This is a genomic window from Inquilinus limosus, from assembly GCF_051487185.1.
Classification (GTDB): Bacteria; Pseudomonadota; Alphaproteobacteria; order DSM-16000; family Inquilinaceae; genus Inquilinus; species Inquilinus limosus_F.
Genome location: NZ_JAHVDK010000009.1, coordinates 40499 through 56885, shown reverse-complemented (window position 1 = coordinate 56885; position 16387 = coordinate 40499). Strand labels below are relative to the sequence as shown.

At 69.0% G+C, this 16387-nt stretch carries 17 protein-coding genes; 6 read left to right on the top strand and 11 right to left on the bottom strand.

Annotation, left to right across the window (positions count from 1 at the left end):
• Positions 1–4: 4 nt before the first annotated feature.
• The 3 genes from KXR53_RS12155 to KXR53_RS12145 are packed head-to-tail and all read right to left on the bottom strand — an operon-like array spanning position 5 to position 2678.
• On the bottom strand, positions 5–715 hold the full coding sequence (locus KXR53_RS12155; RefSeq protein WP_437375418.1) for a phosphatase PAP2 family protein: 711 nt from the start codon (positions 713–715) through the stop codon (positions 5–7).
• Complete coding sequence (locus KXR53_RS12150; protein WP_437375416.1) at positions 712–1173, bottom strand: DNA polymerase III subunit chi; 462 nt, start codon at positions 1171–1173, stop codon at positions 712–714. Before KXR53_RS12150 ends, KXR53_RS12155 begins: the two co-directional genes overlap by 4 nt.
• Entirely contained in the window at positions 1173–2678 is a 1506-nt protein-coding gene (locus KXR53_RS12145; RefSeq protein WP_437375414.1) for a leucyl aminopeptidase, read from the bottom strand. The genes KXR53_RS12150 and KXR53_RS12145 overlap by 1 nt, the downstream gene beginning before the upstream one ends.
• A 198-nt stretch (positions 2679–2876) precedes the next feature.
• Here KXR53_RS12145 and lptG point away from each other — a divergent pair, with 198 nt between their 5' ends.
• The 4 genes from lptG to KXR53_RS12125 all read left to right on the top strand — a co-directional run bounded on the left by lptG (position 2877) and on the right by KXR53_RS12125 (position 7183).
• Positions 2877–3971 (top strand): LPS export ABC transporter permease LptG, encoded by a 1095-nt coding sequence (lptG, locus tag KXR53_RS12140; RefSeq protein ID WP_437375412.1) that lies wholly within the window; start codon positions 2877–2879, stop codon positions 3969–3971.
• 79 nt (positions 3972–4050) lie between these two features.
• The gene (locus KXR53_RS12135; protein ID WP_437375411.1) at positions 4051–5343 is read left to right on the top strand and encodes a peptidylprolyl isomerase; all 1293 of its coding nucleotides are present in this window, start codon (positions 4051–4053) and stop codon (positions 5341–5343) included.
• Positions 5340–6200, top strand: coding sequence for a 16S rRNA (adenine(1518)-N(6)/adenine(1519)-N(6))-dimethyltransferase RsmA (gene rsmA / locus KXR53_RS12130; RefSeq protein WP_437375592.1), 861 nt, complete (start codon positions 5340–5342; stop codon positions 6198–6200). The genes KXR53_RS12135 and rsmA overlap by 4 nt, the downstream gene beginning before the upstream one ends.
• Before the next feature lie 167 nt (positions 6201–6367).
• Positions 6368–7183 (top strand): hypothetical protein, encoded by an 816-nt coding sequence (locus KXR53_RS12125; RefSeq protein ID WP_437375409.1) that lies wholly within the window; start codon positions 6368–6370, stop codon positions 7181–7183.
• A 9-nt stretch (positions 7184–7192) separates the two neighbouring features.
• Here the strand turns inward: KXR53_RS12125 and KXR53_RS12120 are convergent, their stop codons facing one another.
• From KXR53_RS12120 to KXR53_RS12110, 3 genes are all read right to left on the bottom strand, one after another.
• Positions 7193–9427 carry an adenylate/guanylate cyclase domain-containing protein gene (locus KXR53_RS12120; RefSeq protein WP_437375407.1) on the bottom strand — a complete coding sequence of 745 codons (2235 nt, stop codon included), beginning with the start codon at positions 9425–9427 and terminating at the stop codon, positions 7193–7195.
• A 129-nt stretch (positions 9428–9556) separates the two neighbouring features.
• On the bottom strand, positions 9557–10192 hold the full coding sequence (gene gmk / locus KXR53_RS12115) for a guanylate kinase (protein ID WP_437375406.1): 636 nt from the start codon (positions 10190–10192) through the stop codon (positions 9557–9559).
• Positions 10189–11091 (bottom strand): YicC/YloC family endoribonuclease, encoded by a 903-nt coding sequence (locus tag KXR53_RS12110; RefSeq protein WP_437375404.1) that lies wholly within the window; start codon positions 11089–11091, stop codon positions 10189–10191. Before KXR53_RS12110 ends, gmk begins: the two co-directional genes overlap by 4 nt.
• Before the next feature lie 68 nt (positions 11092–11159).
• Here KXR53_RS12110 and KXR53_RS12105 point away from each other — a divergent pair, with 68 nt between their 5' ends.
• Positions 11160–11918 carry an SDR family NAD(P)-dependent oxidoreductase gene (locus KXR53_RS12105; RefSeq protein WP_437375402.1) on the top strand — a complete coding sequence of 253 codons (759 nt, stop codon included), beginning with the start codon at positions 11160–11162 and terminating at the stop codon, positions 11916–11918.
• Between the two features lie 67 nt (positions 11919–11985).
• Positions 11986–12114 carry a hypothetical protein gene (locus tag KXR53_RS12100; protein WP_437375401.1) on the top strand — a complete coding sequence of 43 codons (129 nt, stop codon included), beginning with the start codon at positions 11986–11988 and terminating at the stop codon, positions 12112–12114.
• Here KXR53_RS12100 and pssA read toward each other — a convergent pair.
• The 5 genes from pssA to KXR53_RS12075 are packed head-to-tail and all read right to left on the bottom strand — an operon-like array spanning position 12096 to position 16279.
• Positions 12096–12986 (bottom strand): CDP-diacylglycerol--serine O-phosphatidyltransferase, encoded by an 891-nt coding sequence (gene pssA / locus KXR53_RS12095; RefSeq protein ID WP_437375399.1) that lies wholly within the window; start codon positions 12984–12986, stop codon positions 12096–12098. The genes KXR53_RS12100 and pssA overlap by 19 nt on opposite strands.
• On the bottom strand, positions 12983–13702 hold the full coding sequence (locus KXR53_RS12090; protein ID WP_437375398.1) for a phosphatidylserine decarboxylase: 720 nt from the start codon (positions 13700–13702) through the stop codon (positions 12983–12985). Before KXR53_RS12090 ends, pssA begins: the two co-directional genes overlap by 4 nt.
• Complete coding sequence (gene mltG, locus KXR53_RS12085) at positions 13699–14724, bottom strand: endolytic transglycosylase MltG (protein WP_437375396.1); 1026 nt, start codon at positions 14722–14724, stop codon at positions 13699–13701. The genes KXR53_RS12090 and mltG overlap by 4 nt, the downstream gene beginning before the upstream one ends.
• Positions 14725–14728: 4 nt before the next feature.
• On the bottom strand, positions 14729–15991 hold the full coding sequence (fabF, locus tag KXR53_RS12080; protein ID WP_437375395.1) for a beta-ketoacyl-ACP synthase II: 1263 nt from the start codon (positions 15989–15991) through the stop codon (positions 14729–14731).
• Positions 15992–16036: 45 nt separating this feature from the next.
• On the bottom strand, positions 16037–16279 hold the full coding sequence (locus KXR53_RS12075) for an acyl carrier protein (RefSeq protein WP_026872739.1): 243 nt from the start codon (positions 16277–16279) through the stop codon (positions 16037–16039).
• Between the last annotated feature and the right edge of the window lie 108 nt (positions 16280–16387).

Sequence of the window (16387 nt, the reverse complement as noted above, 5' to 3'; positions counted from 1 at the left end):
CGGCTTAGGTCGGCTCCGGCCAGCGGATCAGTCCGCGGGTGAAATCGCGCCAAGCCGCGGCCGTGCTCCAGCGGTCGAACATCAGGGTGTGCAGCCCGGCGCTGACCAGCAGGATGACGGCGGCGGCGAAGACCACGTCGCTGAAGAAATGCCCGCCCATGCCGACGCGCAGAAGGCCGAGCGCGCCGCCCAGCGCCATCGATCCCCAGAAGATCCGGCGGCGGCGCCGCGCCGGCACGACATAGGCCGCGCTGTGGACGACGAAACCTATGGTGGGGTCGCCGGCGACGAAGGAGCAGTTGCGGCGGCACTGGTCGGCCGGGACCAGCGGCGGCGTGAAGGCGGCCGTCCCGCCGAAGGCCTCGACCTGGCGCGGCCGTGCCCGGCCCCAATGGTCCTTCAGCACGGCATTGGCCACCAGCCCCGGCCCGATGGCGAGCGCCAGGAGCATGAAGGTCCAGCGCCGGGCGTCGAGCCCGAGCAGCCGCCGCTGCCGCAGCCATGTCCAGACGGCCGCAAGCAACAACAGGACGGCGGCCATGCGGACCAGGATCTGCACCGCCTCGTGGATCGCCTCCGCCAGGGGCGCGCCGGCCCAGGCGAAGCCGCTGCCGGGGGTGTAGAACCAGCCGGAGACGACGAGGTCGATGCCCGGCGCGAGGACCAGCACGGCACCGACGGTGACCGCGAACCAGAGTGCTGTCCGGGGCGTCACCCGCCCACCCGCTGCTTCTCGCTCCAGGCCCCGGCCTCGTCCTGCTGGTAGTAGACGAGCGTGTGGCCGGCGTCGCGGAAGCGTTTCCAGCGGCCGCGGGCCGCCTGCACCGCCTCCGGGTCGTTGCCGTCGAACAGGTCGCACACCGTCGCGAAGGCGCCACCGCCGTCCGACTCCGCGCCGTCGCCCAGGAACAGCACCTGGGCGCCGTTCGGGTTCTCGACCTGGTCAGTGATCCAGACCGGCTGCTCCTCGGCGAAGCCGTCGCGCCGGGTGCCGTGCGGCAGGAAACCCTCCTTGGAATAGGTCCAGAGATAGCCGGCCAGACTCTCCGCCCGCTCCTCCGAGCCGACGCAGACAACGGCACGCCAGCCGCGCTGCAGCGTCCGCTCGAGCAGCACCGGCAGGGTCTGCTCGAACGTCCGCGCGGTCAGGTGATAGAACCGGATCTCGGCCATCAGCCTTCGTGGTTGTCGGCCACGAACCGATCCAAGAGGCGGACGCCGAAGGCGGTGGCGCCCTTCGGCACGGTCGGCGTGTCCTTGCCCGACCAGGTCGTGCCGGCGATGTCGAGATGGGCCCAGGGCACCTTGTTGACGAAGCGCTGCAGAAACTGTCCGCCGACGATCGAGCCGGCATCGCGGCTGCCGGTGATGTTCTTCATGTCGGCGATGTCACTGTCGATCTGCTTGTCATAGGCGTCGCCCAGCGGCATGCGCCACAGCTTCTCCTCCACCGCCTTGCCAGCGGCGATCAGCTTCTCGGCCAGCGCGTCGTCGTTCGAGAACAGCCCGGCATGCTCGTTGCCGAGCGCAATGATGATCGCTCCGGTCAGGGTGGCGAGGTTGATCATCGCCTTCGGCTTGAACCGGTCCTGCGTGTACCAGAGCGCGTCGGCCAGCACGAGCCGGCCCTCGGCGTCGGTGTTCCAGACCTCGATGGTCTGGCCGGACATCGAGGTGACGATGTCGCCCGGCCGCTGCGCGTCGCCCGAGGGCATGTTCTCGACCAGGCCGAGCACGCCGACGGCGTTGACCTTGGCCTTGCGCAGCGCCAGCGCCTTGAACAGCCCGGTGACCACGCCGGCGCCGCCCATGTCCCACTTCATGTCCCACATGCCCTGGCCGGGCTTGAGCGAGATGCCGCCGGTGTCGAAGGTCACGCCCTTGCCGACGAAGGCGATCGGCGCCTCGGCCTTGCGCTTGCCGCCGGCACCCTTCCACTGCAGCACCACGAGCTGGCTCTCGCGCGTCGACCCCTGGCCGACGCCGAGCAGCGCGCCCATGCCGAGCTTGCGCATCTGCTTCTCGCCCAGGATCTCGACCTCGACGCCGAGATCCTCCAGCTCCCTCGCCTTTGCGGCGAAGCTCTCCGGATGGAGGACGTTGGCCGGCTCGGACACCAGCTCGCGGGTCAGGAACACGCCCTGGGCGACCGCGTCGGCGCGGGCGAAGGCCTTCTTCGCCGCCGCGGCGTCACCGGTCTGCACCGTCAGGTTCTTCAGGGTCGGCTTCGCCTCGGGCTTCTCCTTGGTGCGGTAGCGCTCGAAGCGCCAGGCGCGGAGGCGGGCGCCGAAGGCGAATTCGGCGGCCGCGACTCCCGCGCCCTGGCCGGGAAGGACGATGCCTTCGAGCTGCGCCGTCGCCGCGGCGGCGCCGGTGCCGTTCAGCAGCGCCGCGACCGAACCGCCCGCCCGCTGCAGCCGCACCGCGTCGACCTCCTCCGGCTTGCCGAGGCCGAACAGCACGATCTGGTCGGCGCCGACGCCGTCGATACCGTACAGCGCCAGAGTCTCGTCGCGGCCGCCCTTGAACTTCGGCGCGGCCTTCAGCGCCCGGGACAGGGCGCCCTTCGATCGCCGGTCGACCGCGGCGGCGGCGTTCGACAGCACGCCGTCGGCGAACACGCCAAGGACCAGGACGCCGGCTTCGACGGAAGCGGGCGGGGCGAAGGAGATCTGCATCTTGTCGTCTTCCGGGCGATTTCCGATAACCGCGGCAAGCCGGCGGAACCCGCAAGGTAACAGCGGGTTTCACAACCGTCACCGGTCGAAACGGCCCCGCCGCCCGGCTGCGACCTCCTTAGCGGTCGCGGCGGCGGGCCGTCTGATGTAGAAGATCCGCCCGACCCGCCTTCGGCACAACAGGCCTGTCCGCACCCGATGCTCCGTTCCCCCACCCTCTACGCCTATATCGTGCGGCAGTTCCTGTTCTGGTTCCTGGCCGTGCTGCTGGTGCTGAGCGGCGTGATCGCGGTGTTCGAATTCGTCGAATACGTGCGCCAGGTCAGCTCCATCCCTGAGCTGCCGGTGAGCCTGGCTTTCACCCTGGCCGCCTTCAAGCTGCCGAGCGACGTCGAGATCCTGTTCCATTTCGCCGTGCTGATCGCGGCCATGGTCACCTTCTGGCGCATGACCCGCAGCCGCGAGCTGGTGGTCGCCCGCGCCGCCGGCCTGTCGGCCTGGCAGTTCCTGGCGCCGGTGATCGCCGCGGCGATGGTGCTGGGCGTGGTCAAGATCACGCTGGTCAACCCGATCTCTGCGGCGATGTACAGCCGCTTCGAGCGCCTGGACCTCGACTTCCTCGGCGGCACCGGCGACGTGATGAAGGTGGCCAAGACCGGCTTCTGGCTGCGCCAGAAGGACGAGGACGGGATCGTCGTCATCCATGCCGAGAAGGTCGGCAGCAACGGCGACCAGCTGCAGAACGCGATGTTCCTGCTGCTGAACCCGGACGAGAGCTATCGCGGCCGGATCGATGCCGCCAGCGCCCAGCTGCAGGACGGCAAATGGGTGATCAGCGACGCCTGGGTGATGAACGGCGAGACGCCGGCGCAGCATGTCGATACCACCTCGATCCCGAGCAACCTGACCCGCAACGGGATCCAGGAACGCTTCGCCTCGCAGCAGACCATCTCGTTCTGGGACCTGCCGGACTACATCCGCAACCTCGAGGCCACCGGCTTCTCCTCGGTCCGCTACCGCATCGCCTACCAGTCGCTGCTGTCGCAGCCGCTGCTGATGGCGGCGATGATCCTGGTCGCCGCGGCCTTCAGCCTGCGGCCCGGGCGCCGGGTCGACACTGTGCTGATGATCGTCGGCGCCATCGTCACCGGATTCTCGATCTTCGTGCTCGGCGACATCGTCGCGGCGCTCGGCCGCGCCGGGACGCTGCCGGTGCCGATGGCGGCCTGGGCCACCTCCTGCGTCGCCCTCATGTTCGGCGCCGCCGCCCTGCTGCACCTTGAAGACGGCTGATCCCGGCTGCTTTTGCCTTGAGTCGGCCAAACTCACGTGCTGTATCTGCGCCTTTCAACAGCGAGGCCGTGTCGCCCTCATGATCCGTCGTCTGTCGGCCCCGATCGTCGCCCTGGTCCTGGCCATCACCTCCCTCGTCGCTCCTGCCGCCGTGGCGCAGACTCGTCCTGCCCCGGCATCCGCCGTCGGCAAGATCGCCGCGGTGGTCAATGACGATGTGATCACAGTGGCCGACCTGCAGATGCGCCTCAGGCTGGTGCTGATGAGCAGCGGCCTGCCGGCGACGCCGGAGAATCAGCAGCGGCTCCTGCCGCAGGTGCTGCGCCTGCTGATCGACGAGAAGCTGCAGGGCCAGGAGGCCAGGCGCGCCGGCATCAGCGTGCCCGCAGAGGATGTCGACCGGGCGCTGGGGGCGATCGCCAGCCAGAATCGCATGTCGACGCAGCAGCTCTTCGGGATGCTGAAATCCACCGGCGTACCGCAGACCGCGCTGGAGGATCAGGTTCGGGCCCAGCTCGCCTGGCGCCAGCTGGTCCAGCGACGCTTCGTCTCCCAGGTCGAGGTCTCGGACACCCAGGTCGATGAGGTGGTGGAGCGGCTGAAGGCCAATCAGGGCAAGCCGCAATACCTCGTCGCCTCGATCTTCCTCGCGGTCGACCAGGACGCCGGCGAAGGCCAGGTCAAGGCCTTGGCCGACCGGCTGGTCTCGGAGATCCGCCGCGGCGCCCCCTTCCCCGCCGTGGCGCGCCAGTTCAGCCAGGCCGCCGGCGCCCAGACCGGCGGCGACATGGGCTGGGTGCTGGCGGGGCAGCTCGAACCTGCGCTCGACCAGGTGCTCAGCACCATGCAGCAGGGCCAGGTGTCGGCCCCGATCCGCACCCTGGGCGGCTATAACATCCTGCTGCTGCGCGACAAGCGGACGGTCAATGTCAGCACAGCCGGCGGCGTCAAGGTCCGCCTGAACCAGATCGTCGTCCCGGTGCCTCCGACCGCGCCGCGCAATCGGGTCGAGACCGTTGTCGCGCAGATGCGCAACGACTTCTCCGGCGTGAACGGCTGCGAGGCCTTCCGCGCCAAGGCCAGGGAGCTGGGCGTGACCGCCAATCCGGATCTCGGCGACGTCCTGCTCAGCCGCCTGCCCGACGTCCTGCGCCAGGTGGTCAGCGCCCTGCCGGACGGCCAGGTCAGCAGCCCGGTGCGGGTGCCGGACGGTGTTGCCGTGATGATGGTCTGCTCCCGCGAGGATGCCGGCGGCGACGGCGTCGACCGCGACCAGATCCGGAGCACCCTGGCCGAGCAGAAGCTCGACATGATGCAGCGCCGGCTGCTGCGCGACCTGCGCGGCAACGCCTATATCGACATCCGGCTCTGAGCCCGTCCCGCGACAGCCTGCGCGACGCCATCGCCGCCCTGCCGCCGCTGCGCGAGGTGATCGCGCGGCACGGCCTGGCGGCGAGGAAGTCGCTCGGCCAGAATTTCCTGCTCGACCTCAACGTAACCGCCCGGATCGTCCGCGAGGCCGGCGACCTGGCCGGCGCCCATGTGGTCGAGATCGGGCCCGGCCCCGGCGGTCTGACCCGGGCCCTGCTCGCCTCCGAGGCCGACAGCGTGACCGTGATCGAGCGCGACCGGCGCTTCCGGCCGGCGCTCGAGGAACTGGCGGCCGTCGCCGGCGACAGGCTGCGGATCGTCGAGGCGGATGCGCTGCAGACCGACATCCCGGCGCTGGTGCCGGCGCCACGCGCCGTTGTCGCCAACCTGCCCTACAACGTGGCGACGCCGCTTCTGATCGGCTGGCTGCGCCGGATCGACGAATTCCGGTCGCTGACGCTGATGTTCCAGAAGGAGGTGGCGGACCGCCTCGTCGCCGCGCCGCGCAGCGGCGACTATGGCCGGCTGTCGGTGATCGCCCAGTGGCGGGCCGAGGTCGATCCTCTCCTCACCCTGCCCGCCCGCGCCTTCACGCCGTCGCCGAAGGTCGATTCGACCGTGGTCCGGCTGCGGCCGCGCCGGGACCGGGAGGACGTGCCGTTCGAGGCGATGGAAGCGGTCACGGCGGCCGCCTTCGGCCAGCGCCGGAAGATGCTGCGCGCCAGCCTGCGCAGTCTGGGCGGGGCCGAAGCCCTGCTGGCCGAGGCGGACCTGCCGCCGACCGCCCGGGCGGAGGAGATCGACGTTGCCGGCTTCATCCGCCTGGCCCACGCCGTCGCGGCCCGCGAGGCCGGCTGATCGGCCAACGGCGCATCGTCGAGGCTGCCTGAAGGTCGCGGCGCCCTCGACCTTCGCTGCAACACTTCCAAGATAATCTTTGCGCGGGTCGGCTTCGACGCGATGGACGTCCGCAGCCCGCCCCGATTGCCGGAACTGACGCGCCCTCGCGCCTCGGAGGACCTGTCATGAACGATACGCAGCATCCGGAGACCGCGGATCCCTCCATTCCGTTCATTGAGCGGATCGGAGGCTACGCCGGCGTCATCCATTACGTGACCGGTGCCTATCCCGCCCTGTTCTTCCCCCTCCGCCGGCTGGGGGGAAAGATCGGAATCGGCCCGGCAGTGGCGCGCGACACCGATCTCGTCATCGAGGGATTTCCGCGTTCCGGCAACACCTTCGCCGTCCATGCCTTCCGGCTGGCGCAGCCCCATCCGGTGAAGACGGCCGATCATATCCATGTGCCGGCCCAGGTGATCCGGGCGGCGCGCTACCGCGTGCCGACCTGCATCCTCGCCCGGCGCCCCGAGGACGCGGTGCGGTCGCTGGTGGTCAAATATCCGTTCCTGAACCCGCGGCATGTCCTGCGGGGCTATGCCGGCTTCTATGAGCGATGCCTGCCTTACCGGGAGCATTTCGTCGCCGCCACCTTCGACCAGGTCGTGGCGGATTTCGGCGGCGTCATCGACCGCATCAACCACCGCTTTGGCACCAGCTTCCACCGGTTCCAACCGACCGAGGAGAATCTCCGCCGCGTCTTCCAAGGCATCGATGACCAGAACGCCGAAGAGTCGGTCGATCCGATCTTCGGCAGCGCCCGGCCCAACCACTCGAAGGAGGCGGCAAAGCTCCGCATCCACCTGCGCGAGGACGATCCGCTGCTCGACCGGTGCCGGGCGGTCTTCGAGATCTATCGGCTCCTCGCCCGCGACGTCGACACCGCGGAGGTCGCCAGCCGGGCCAGGGAGCTGCGCATCCGGACGTGGCGGATGGTCTGGTGAGCCGTCAGCTCACTTCACAACAGAGAACTCGTAGCGCGTATCCTGGAACACGAATACGTATTCGTTCAGTCCTTCGCGCGTGCCGCCAGGGTTGCGGAACAGTGCGCCGCAGCTGCCAAGGAACCTGGGATAGGCGCCGCACAGGAAGTTGGACTGCGTCCAGCTTTGCCCTTCTCGGCGTTGCGAACCAATGTCAATGGTGGTTCGCCCGTCGGTTTCGGTGATGCGGCGATAGTCCGCCTCGTCCGGCGCAACCCGCCGTCCCCGGAATTCGTGACCGAAAACCAGGGACCTGATTTCCGCGCTCGTCAGCCGGTCCTGCGGGCGGAGGTCGATGCGCTTCGGTACATCTGGCACGCCCGCTTTGCGCAGGCCCTCGATGAGCCGCTCGGCATCTAAGGGGTTCTTGAACACGAATTTTTCCAGCGCGTACACGATCGTGAGTTCGTCCGGCCCCATATCGTTCAGAATCGGTCGAAGGACGTCATGCGCAGCCGCGGCCTCCGCGCTCCGCCCGAGATGACCGGCCGCCGCGATCCGCGTGACCAGCCCCCAGAAGTTGGCCCAGCGTCCGCCGGTCTTGGGGTCGATCCTCGCGAGGGAGGCAATCGCATCTTCGAAACGGTCCATACCGAAATAGGCGAGGCCTGCGAGATAGTGTCGCCAGCCAGTCCAGCCGGGATCAACCCGCATTGCCGCATCGACGTATTTGAGCCCTTCCTCCGGGCGCCCATTGAAGATGAGCGCGGCGCTCATATCCTCGTAGCTCCATGAATCACTAGGATCGAGGGCAATGGCAGTCTGCATCGCCGCGATCGCCTCGTCAGATTTCCGCTCACGAACCAGCAAATGAGCAAGGATCTGATAATAGGTGGGCGAGGGATTCTTGGCGGCCGCTTCGAGATGTCGATAGAGCTTGTCCAACAACTGCGAGCCCGACAGCCCGAGCGCTTGTTCTCTTGGGTAGTCGGTATTCCAGTATATCCAGGCCAGCGCTGCATCGGCTCGGCCGAACTTCGGATCCAGGGCGAGCGCCTGCTCATAGAAGGCGACGGCCTTGACGAAATCCTCCGGCGTGTCGCGCAGCTCATGTTCAAGTCCGCGAAGATAGAGGTCGTAGGCAGCGGCGTTGCTGGTGCCGCCGGCGATCTCCTTATCCGCATGGCTGACCAGCCGCACCTTCAGCGCGCCGGCGACGCTCGCGACCACCTTGTCCTGCAACGCAAATATATCGGCCCATGGGCCGTCGAAGCGCTCGGCCCAGATGTGCCCGCCGGTCTGGGTATCGATGAGCTGGGCGTTGATGCGCATGTCATCGGCCACGCGACGGGTGCTGCCTTCGAGGAGATAGCGCACGCCCAGTTCCCTGGCGATCTGGGCCGGTGGTGTCGCCTTGCCCTTGTAGGTGAAGGCGGCGTTGCGGGAGATGACGAAGAGGCCGGGAATCCGCGCGAGCTCCGTCGTCAGATCTTCGGTGAGTCCATCGGCAAGATAGCCCTGCTCAGCATCCGTGCTCAGATTCGCAAAAGGCAGTACGACGATGGATGGCTTGTCGGCCAGTGGGAGCATGGCCTTCTCGACCGGTGCGGCCCCGGGATCCGCATCCCATAGAGGCCGCCATGCCGTGACGCCTGCAGCCACCATGACGATGAGACCGGCGGCGACGGCTGCCGGCCAGCGCCACCAACGTGGCGCTTTTCGCTCCCGGATGGTCTTGCCGGCGGCCTTCGCGTCCATCACCACTCGATAGACCCGGATGGGCTCGGAGATGTTCTTGACGCGCTGCTCCCCTAGAAATGCAAAGCCGAAGGGGAGCTTCGTCTTCACCTGATCGTAAGCGGCTCCGGCGATGGCGATGCCCCCACCCTCAGCCAACTGCTGCAGTCGGGCAGCGATGTTGACGCCGTCGCCGTGGATGTCCTCGCCCTCGACGATCACGTCTCCCAGATTGATGCCGACGCGATAGAAAAGGCGTTCATGCTCCGGCGCCCCGGCGTTGCGCTCAGCCTTGGCACGCTGTACGTCGGCTGCGCAGCGCAATGCATCGACGACGCTGTGGAACTCGACCAGCAGCGCGTCGCCCATGGTCTTGACCAGCCGACCATGGTGCTCGGCGATCTTCGGCTCGAAAACCTCGTGCAAATCGGCCTGGAACCGGGCGCGTGTGCCTTCCTCGTCGGCTTGGCTATGGCGGCTGTAGCCGACGACGTCGGCGATCATGACGGCGGCGAGCCTGCGCTCCATGCCACCTGTCCCCCAGCTGGCCCGGAGATGAACCCGGGCGAAGCCCGACGAGTATGGGCCATACCATCAGGTGTGGAAATGGGTTTCGCTTCCCGCAGTGCGGGCGCCTGCAGGCCCGGCTCGCGCCCCTTAGAGCTTGGCCTGCAGTGAGCGGACGAAATCCGGCAGGCCGGTCTGGCGGCTTCGGCGCAGTCGTTCCGCCGCCAGGATCGCCTGGACCTGGGCGATGCTGGCGTCGAGATCGCGGTTGACGATCACGTAGTCGTATTCCGGCCAGTGGCTCATCTCGTCCGCCGCCTTGGCCATGCGGCCGGCGATCACCGCGTCGCTGTCCTGGGCGCGGGCGCGCAGCCGCTGTTCCAGCGCCTCCACCGTCGGCGGCAGCACGAAGACGCTGACCAGATCGGTCCGCGCCTTCTGCGCCAGCTGCTGGGTGCCCTGCCAGTCGATGTCGAAGATGACGTCGCGGCCTTCGGCGAGCGCCGCCTCGACCGGGGCACGCGGCGTGCCGTAGGCGTTGCCGAACACGCGGGCGTATTCCAGCAGCGCGTCGTCACGCACCATGGCGTCGAAGGTCGCCTGGTCGATGAAGTGGTAATGCGTGCCGTCGACCTCGCCCGGCCGTTGGGCCCGGGTGGTGACCGAGACCGAGATGGTCAGGTTCGGATCCTGCGCCAGCACGGCCCGGGTGATCGAGGTCTTGCCTGCCCCCGAGGGCGAGGACAGGACGAGCATGAGCCCGCGCCGGGGAATCTCGGTGGTCATTCGATGTTCTGGATCTGCTCGCGGAACTGTTCGATCACGGCCTTGAGGTCGAGGCCGATCCGGGTCAGCGCCACATCCGCCGCCTTCGAGCACAGGGTGTTGGCTTCCCGGTTGAGCTCCTGGCACAGGAAATCGAGCCGGCGCCCGACGCCGCTGCCGGCGGCCAGCAGGCCGCGCGCCTGGCCGATATGGGCGTCGAGCCGGTCGAGCTCCTCGCGCACGTCGCAGCGTCCGACCAGCAGCGCCAATTCCTGGGCCAGCCGATCCTCCGGCAGGGGCGGCCGCGCCTCGAGCAGCAGGTCGAGCTGGGCCTTGAGCCGCGCCTTCAGCGCTTCCGGCTGGGCCGCGGCGCTGGCCCGGGCGCCGCCGACCAGCCCGGCGATGTGATCGATCTGGGCGGCCAGCACGTCGCGCAGCCGCCCGCCCTCCTCCAGCCGCGCCGCCTGCAGGTCATCGAGCAGCGGCGCGATCGCCGCCGCCGCCTCGGCCTCGACGGCTCTGTTCAGCTCGGAGGAGACGGCGTCGCCGCTCTCGACCACACCGCGGACGCCGAGCAGCGCGTCGACCTGGATCGGCGCGGTCTCGCCGTTCAGCTCCCGCACCAGGGTGACGAGCTGGTCCAGCACCTCGCGATTGATGCGCAGCGCCGGCGCCGCCTCGCTGCGGCCGAGCGACAGGTTGAGGGTGACGTTGCCGCGGCGGAAGCGCTTGGCCAGCTCGACTCGCGCGATGGATTCCAGCCGCTCGAAGCCGGCCGGGGTGCGCAGGCGCAGGTCGAGAGACTTGCCGTTGACGCTGCGCGCCTCCCACACCCAGGACAGCCCGTCGATGCCGCCCTCCTTGCGGGCGAAGCCGGTCATGCTGGAAAGCCGGGCCGAGGCGGTCATATCCTGGGTCATGGGGGGCTTATAGCCGTCGCCCGGACGGATCGCCAAAGGGAAATAGCCATTTTGCCGAGCAGAGATCCATGACGGCGCCGGCCGCGATCCTGATCACCGGCGCCTCGAGCGGGCTCGGCGCGGCGCTGGCAAAGGCCTATGCCGCACCCGGCGTGCGGCTGGTGCTGCTCGGGCGGAACCGGGAGCGGCTGGAAGCGGCGGCCGAAGCGACGCGAGCGCTCGGCGCCGCGGCGGAGACGGTGGCGGTCGATGTCACCGACCGGGCGGCGATGGCGGCGGCGGTGGTCGCGGCCGACGAGGCCGGGCCGCTCGACCTCGTCATCGCCAATGCCGGTGTCGCCCCGGGTGGGGCGGAAGGCGCGGACGCGGCCGAGAAGGGACGCCGGATCCTCGCGGTCAATCTCGACGGCGTGCTCAACACCGTCGACCCGATCCGGCCGCGCATGGCGGCGCGCGGTGCCGGCCAGATCGCGCTGATGAGTTCGCTGGCCGGCTTCCGCGGTTTTCCCCGCATGGGAGCCTATGCTGCCTCCAAGGCGGCGGTGAGGATCTATGGCGAGGCGATCCGGGCCGAGCTGCGGCCGCGCGGGGTGCGGGTTTCGGTGATCTGCCCCGGCTTCGTCCGCACCCCGATGACCGACGGCGCCGATTTCCCGATGCCGATGCTGATGGAGGTGGAGGACGCCGCCGCGGCGATCCGGCGCGGCCTGGCGGACAACAGGCCGCTGATCGCCTTCCCCTGGCCGATCCATGCCGGCACGCGGCTGTTGGCCACCCTCCCCGCCGCCTGGGCCGACGCCCTCATCCGCCGCTTCGTCCGGGTGTGACTGCCGTCACGGTGCGTTCACGCAAGATCGAGCATTGTGCGGCTTGCCCCGTGAGAGTGCGACGACCATGCATCTGATCCATGACGACGACGACAGCGACGGCCCGTTCGACCTGGTCCGCGAGATCGTGACCATCGTCGGCTGGGTGGCGACCAGCTTCGCCCTTCTGCTGGTCGCCTACGCCGCGTTCGGCTGATCCGAGGACGGACGGTCCGGCGGCGGCTGCGTCGCGGCGCCCGGATCGGCGGCCGACGCCTCCTGGATCTCCCCCATCATCAGCGCGGCCTGGCGCTTGAGATGGGCGTAGCGCCGGATGCTGAAGAGCAGGCTGCCGACATAGATCAGGCCGAGCGCGACCAGCGTCGGCCAGGTGGCGGTGACCAGCAGCGTGGCCACCAGCCCCACCCCGATCAGCACCGGCACGATGTAGTCCGGCGGGATCCGCACCACCTTCATCGAGAAGGTCGGAATCCGGCTGACCAGCAGCAACGCCACCGCCACGGTCCAGAGGCCGACCAGCAGCGGCGCCGCCCAGAAGCCGGATGAGAACTCGAAGCTGATCATCACCGGCATCAGGATCAGGATGGCGCCCGCGGGCACCGGCACGCCGGTGAAGTAGTTGTAGGCGAAGGCCGGCAGGGTGGTGTCGTCCAGCGCCGTGTTGAATCGGGCCAGGCGCAGCGCGGCGCAGACCGCATAGGCCATCACCGCCACCCAGCCCAGGCTGCCGGCGTCCTGCATCATCCAGAGATAGAGGATCAGCGCCGGGGCGACGCCGAAGCTGACGATGTCGGCCAGGCTGTCCAGCTCCGCCCCGAACTTGCTCGACCCGCGCAGGAGGCGGGCGACGCGGCCGTCCAGCCCGTCCAGCACGGCCGCCACCAGGATCGCCGTCACCGCCTGCTCCCAGCGCTCGTGGATGGCGTAGCGGATCGCGGTCAGCCCGGCGCACAGCGCCAGCGTGGTCAAGATGTTCGGCAGCAGCCGGTTGATCGTCAGGCCGCGAATGCGGACGACCGGCCGGCGGCGGAAGGGTCGCCGATGCTGGCGATGCTCGGGCCTCATCATCGCGCGACGGCGACCGGGTTGACGACGGTGGCGGCCAGGTCGGCCAGCACGGTCTCGCCGCCGATCATGGTCTGGCCGACCGCGACCAGCGGCTCGACCCCCTCCGGCAGATAGATGTCGGTGCGGCTGCCGAAGCGGATCAGCCCGTAGGGCTCGCCGGCCACGACCGGCTGGCCGGGAGAGAGGTCGCAGATGATGCGCCGGGCCACCAGCCCCGCGATCTGGACGAAGACCAGCATCCGGCCGTCCGGCAGGCGCAGCGACACGGCACAGCGCTCATTCTCCTCGCTGGCCTTCTCCAGATTGGCGTTCAGGAACTTGCCCGGACGGTACTTCACGTCGACCACCGCGCCGTCGGCCGGGACGCGGTTCACATGGACGTTGAACACGTCGAGGAAGATGCTGATCCGGGTCAGCGGCCGGTTGCCGAGCCCGAGCTCCGCCGGCGGTGCCGCCTGCACCACCATCTGCACCCGGCCGTCGGCCGGCGCCACCACCAGATCCGGCCGATTCGGCGTCACCCGCGGCGGATGACGGAAGAAATAGGTGCACCAGGCGGTCGCCAGCACGCCCAGCCAGCCGACCGGCTCCCAGGTCAGGAACAGCATCACCGTGACCACGGCGAACACGCCGATGAACGGGTAGCCCGCCGGGTGGATCGGCACCAGGACACCGCGAATCGTGTGCAGCAGATGCGAATCCTCTCTACCGTTCAAGGCGTGCTGTCTCCGGTCTCCGGGGCCGCGTCGCCGGGTTTCGGCGGAGCGGCCTGTCGCCGCTTCTGCCAATCAGCGACGTTGCGGTTGTGCTCTTCGAGCGTCCGGGCGAAGACGTGCCCGCCCGACCCATCGGCCACAAAGTAATAATAGCTCGTGACCGCCGGGTTGAGCACTGCGGCAAGTGAGTCGCGTCCCGGATTGGCGATCGGTCCCGGCGGCAGGCCAGGCACAAGGTAGGTGTTGTAGGGCGAGTCCAGCTTCCAGTCGGCCCGGGTGAGCGCCCGGCCGAGCGGCTTCCTGCCCTCGGTCAGGGCGTAGATCACCGTCGGATCGGATTGCAGCGGCATGCCGGCCTCGAGCCGGTTCAGGAACACGCTGGCGACCACCGGCCGCTCTGCCGGCACGCCCGTCTCCTTCTCCACGATCGAGGCCAGGGTGACCGCGTCCTGCACGGTCTTGAACGGCAGGCCGTTGGCCCGCTTCGCCCACAGCGCCTCCTCCTCCTGCCGCATCGCCTTGCGCATCCGCTCGATCACCGCAGCGCGCGTGTCGCCGCGGATGAACTGGTAGGTCTCCGGCAGCAGCGCCCCCTCGGTCGGCGTCTCCCCGACCTCGCCGGACAGGAGCGGCTCGGCCTGCACCAGGGCCACGATCTCGGCCGAGGTCAGGCCCTCCGGGATGGTGATCTTGTGCGACACGTTGCTGCCGCGGGCCAAGAGGTCGGCCGCTCCGACCGGCGAGGTTCCGGGCGCGAAGGCGTATTCTCCGGCCTTCAGGCTGCGATCGCCCCCCTCCAGCGCGATCCCCGCCAGGAACACCCAGCGGTTCTCGATCACCCCCGCCGCCTCCAGCTGCGCCGCGATCGCGGTCAGGCCGCTGCCGCGCTCGACCACCAGCGTCACCGGGGCCGTCAGCGGCCCCGGTGAGCGATAGGCGTGAAGGAACCAGGCGACGCCGCCAGCGACAACGGCCGCCAGGACCACCAGGAAGACGAGCGCGCGGGCGAGAGCCCGAAGCATGAACTCAGACGTACTCGCGGAAGATCAGCGACGCGTTGGTCCCGCCGAAGCCGAAGCTGTTCGACAGGGCGGCCCGCACCGGCCGTTCCTTGGCCTGCTTCGGCACCAGGTCGACGCCGAGGCAGGTCTCCGACGGATCCTCGAGGTTCAGCGTCGGCGGCACCACGTCATGGTTGATCGCCAGCACCGAATAGATCGCCTCGACCGCGCCGGCGGCGCCGAGCAGATGGCCGATGGCAGACTTGGTCGAGGACATCGACACCGTCTCGATCGCGTTGCCGAACAGCCGCTTGACCGCGCCGAGCTCGATCTCGTCGCCGAGCGGCGTCGAGGTGCCGTGGGCGTTGACGTAGTCGATGTCCGACGGGGTCAGGCCGGCCCGCTTCAGCGCCGCCGACATCGCCCGGTAGCCGCCATTGCCGTCGTCCGGCGGGGCGGTGATGTGATGGGCGTCACCCGACAGGCCGTAGCCCACCACCTCGGCATAGATCTTCGCGCCGCGTGCCTTGGCGTGCTCCAGTTCCTCCAGCACGACGACGCCGGCGCCCTCGCCCATGACGAAGCCGTCGCGGCCCTTGTCATAGGGGCGCGAGGCACGGTCCGGGGCGTCGTTGTAGCCGGTGGACAGCGCCCGCGCCGCCGCGAAGCCGGCGAGCCCGAGCCGGCACACCGCCGCCTCCGCCCCGCCTGCCACCATGACGTCGGCATCGTCCCACATGATCAGCCGCGCCGCGTCGCCGATCGCGTGCGCGCCGGTCGAGCAGGCCGTGACCACGGCATGGTTCGGACCGCGGAAGCCGTGCTGGATCGAGACCTGACCGGAGGCCAGGTTGATCAGCGCCGCCGGGATGAAGAAGGGGGAGATCCGGCGGGGCCCCTTCTCCTCCAGGGTCAGCGAGCCCTCGGCGATCCATTGCAGGCCGCCGATGCCCGAGCCGATCATGACGCCGGTGCGGTCGCGCGCCTCGTCGCTCGGCGGCTGCCATCCTGAATTCGCGATCGCCTCGTTGGCCGCGGCGATCGCGTAATGGATGAACACGTCGTTCTTGCGCTGGTCCTTGGAGGGGACCGCGCTGTCGACGTCGAAATCACCCGGGCCGGTGCCGCGCGGCACCATGCCCGCGATCCGCGCCGGCAGATCCGAGACGTCGAAGGTGGTGATCGCCCCGATCCCCGACTTGCCGGCGATCAGCCGATCCCAATTGGTCTTCACACCGGCACCGAGAGGCGTGACCATCCCCATGCCGGTGATTACGACACGTCGCATCATTTCATCCGGTTCTGCGGCGGAACGTGTGGCAAGGCCCTGCGATCAGCCGGCCGAATGCTGCTCGATGAACTGGATCGCGTCCTTCACCGTCAGGATCTTCTCGGCCGCGTCGTCCGGAATCTCGCAGCCGAACTCCTCCTCGAACGCCATGACCAGCTCGACGGTATCGAGGCTGTCGGCGCCCAGGTCGTCGATGAAGCTGGCCGACTCGGTGACCTTGCCTTCCTCGACGCCGAGATGTTCGACGACGATCTTCTTAACGCGATCGGCGATGCTTTCGCTCATTCTTTCTACCTTTCAAGAGAGCGGAACGGGGCTGAATTCCGCAGTGCTACCCCCGCACAAGTGACCGCCCCGTAGACCCGCGGTCACATAACACACCTGATCGAACAT

Excerpts from the sequence above, each read along its gene's own strand:
- KXR53_RS12150 (WP_437375416.1), bottom strand. The coding sequence starts at position 1,173 with ATGGCCGAGATCCGGTTCTATCACCTGACCGCGCGGACGTTCGAGCAG.
- KXR53_RS12145 (WP_437375414.1), bottom strand. The coding sequence starts at position 2,678 with ATGCAGATCTCCTTCGCCCCGCCCGCTTCCGTCGAAGCCGGCGTCCTG.
- lptG (WP_437375412.1), top strand. The coding sequence starts at position 2,877 with ATGCTCCGTTCCCCCACCCTCTACGCCTATATCGTGCGGCAGTTCCTG.
- KXR53_RS12135 (WP_437375411.1), top strand. The coding sequence starts at position 4,051 with ATGATCCGTCGTCTGTCGGCCCCGATCGTCGCCCTGGTCCTGGCCATC.
- KXR53_RS12125 (WP_437375409.1), top strand. The coding sequence starts at position 6,368 with ATGAACGATACGCAGCATCCGGAGACCGCGGATCCCTCCATTCCGTTC.
- KXR53_RS12120 (WP_437375407.1), bottom strand. The coding sequence starts at position 9,427 with ATGGAGCGCAGGCTCGCCGCCGTCATGATCGCCGACGTCGTCGGCTAC.
- gmk (WP_437375406.1), bottom strand. The coding sequence starts at position 10,192 with ATGACCACCGAGATTCCCCGGCGCGGGCTCATGCTCGTCCTGTCCTCG.
- KXR53_RS12110 (WP_437375404.1), bottom strand. The coding sequence starts at position 11,091 with ATGACCCAGGATATGACCGCCTCGGCCCGGCTTTCCAGCATGACCGGC.
- KXR53_RS12105 (WP_437375402.1), top strand. The coding sequence starts at position 11,160 with ATGACGGCGCCGGCCGCGATCCTGATCACCGGCGCCTCGAGCGGGCTC.
- KXR53_RS12100 (WP_437375401.1), top strand. The coding sequence starts at position 11,986 with ATGCATCTGATCCATGACGACGACGACAGCGACGGCCCGTTCGACCTG.
- pssA (WP_437375399.1), bottom strand. The coding sequence starts at position 12,986 with ATGATGAGGCCCGAGCATCGCCAGCATCGGCGACCCTTCCGCCGCCGG.
- mltG (WP_437375396.1), bottom strand. The coding sequence starts at position 14,724 with ATGCTTCGGGCTCTCGCCCGCGCGCTCGTCTTCCTGGTGGTCCTGGCG.
- fabF (WP_437375395.1), bottom strand. The coding sequence starts at position 15,991 with ATGCGACGTGTCGTAATCACCGGCATGGGGATGGTCACGCCTCTCGGT.
- KXR53_RS12075 (WP_026872739.1), bottom strand. The coding sequence starts at position 16,279 with ATGAGCGAAAGCATCGCCGATCGCGTTAAGAAGATCGTCGTCGAACAT.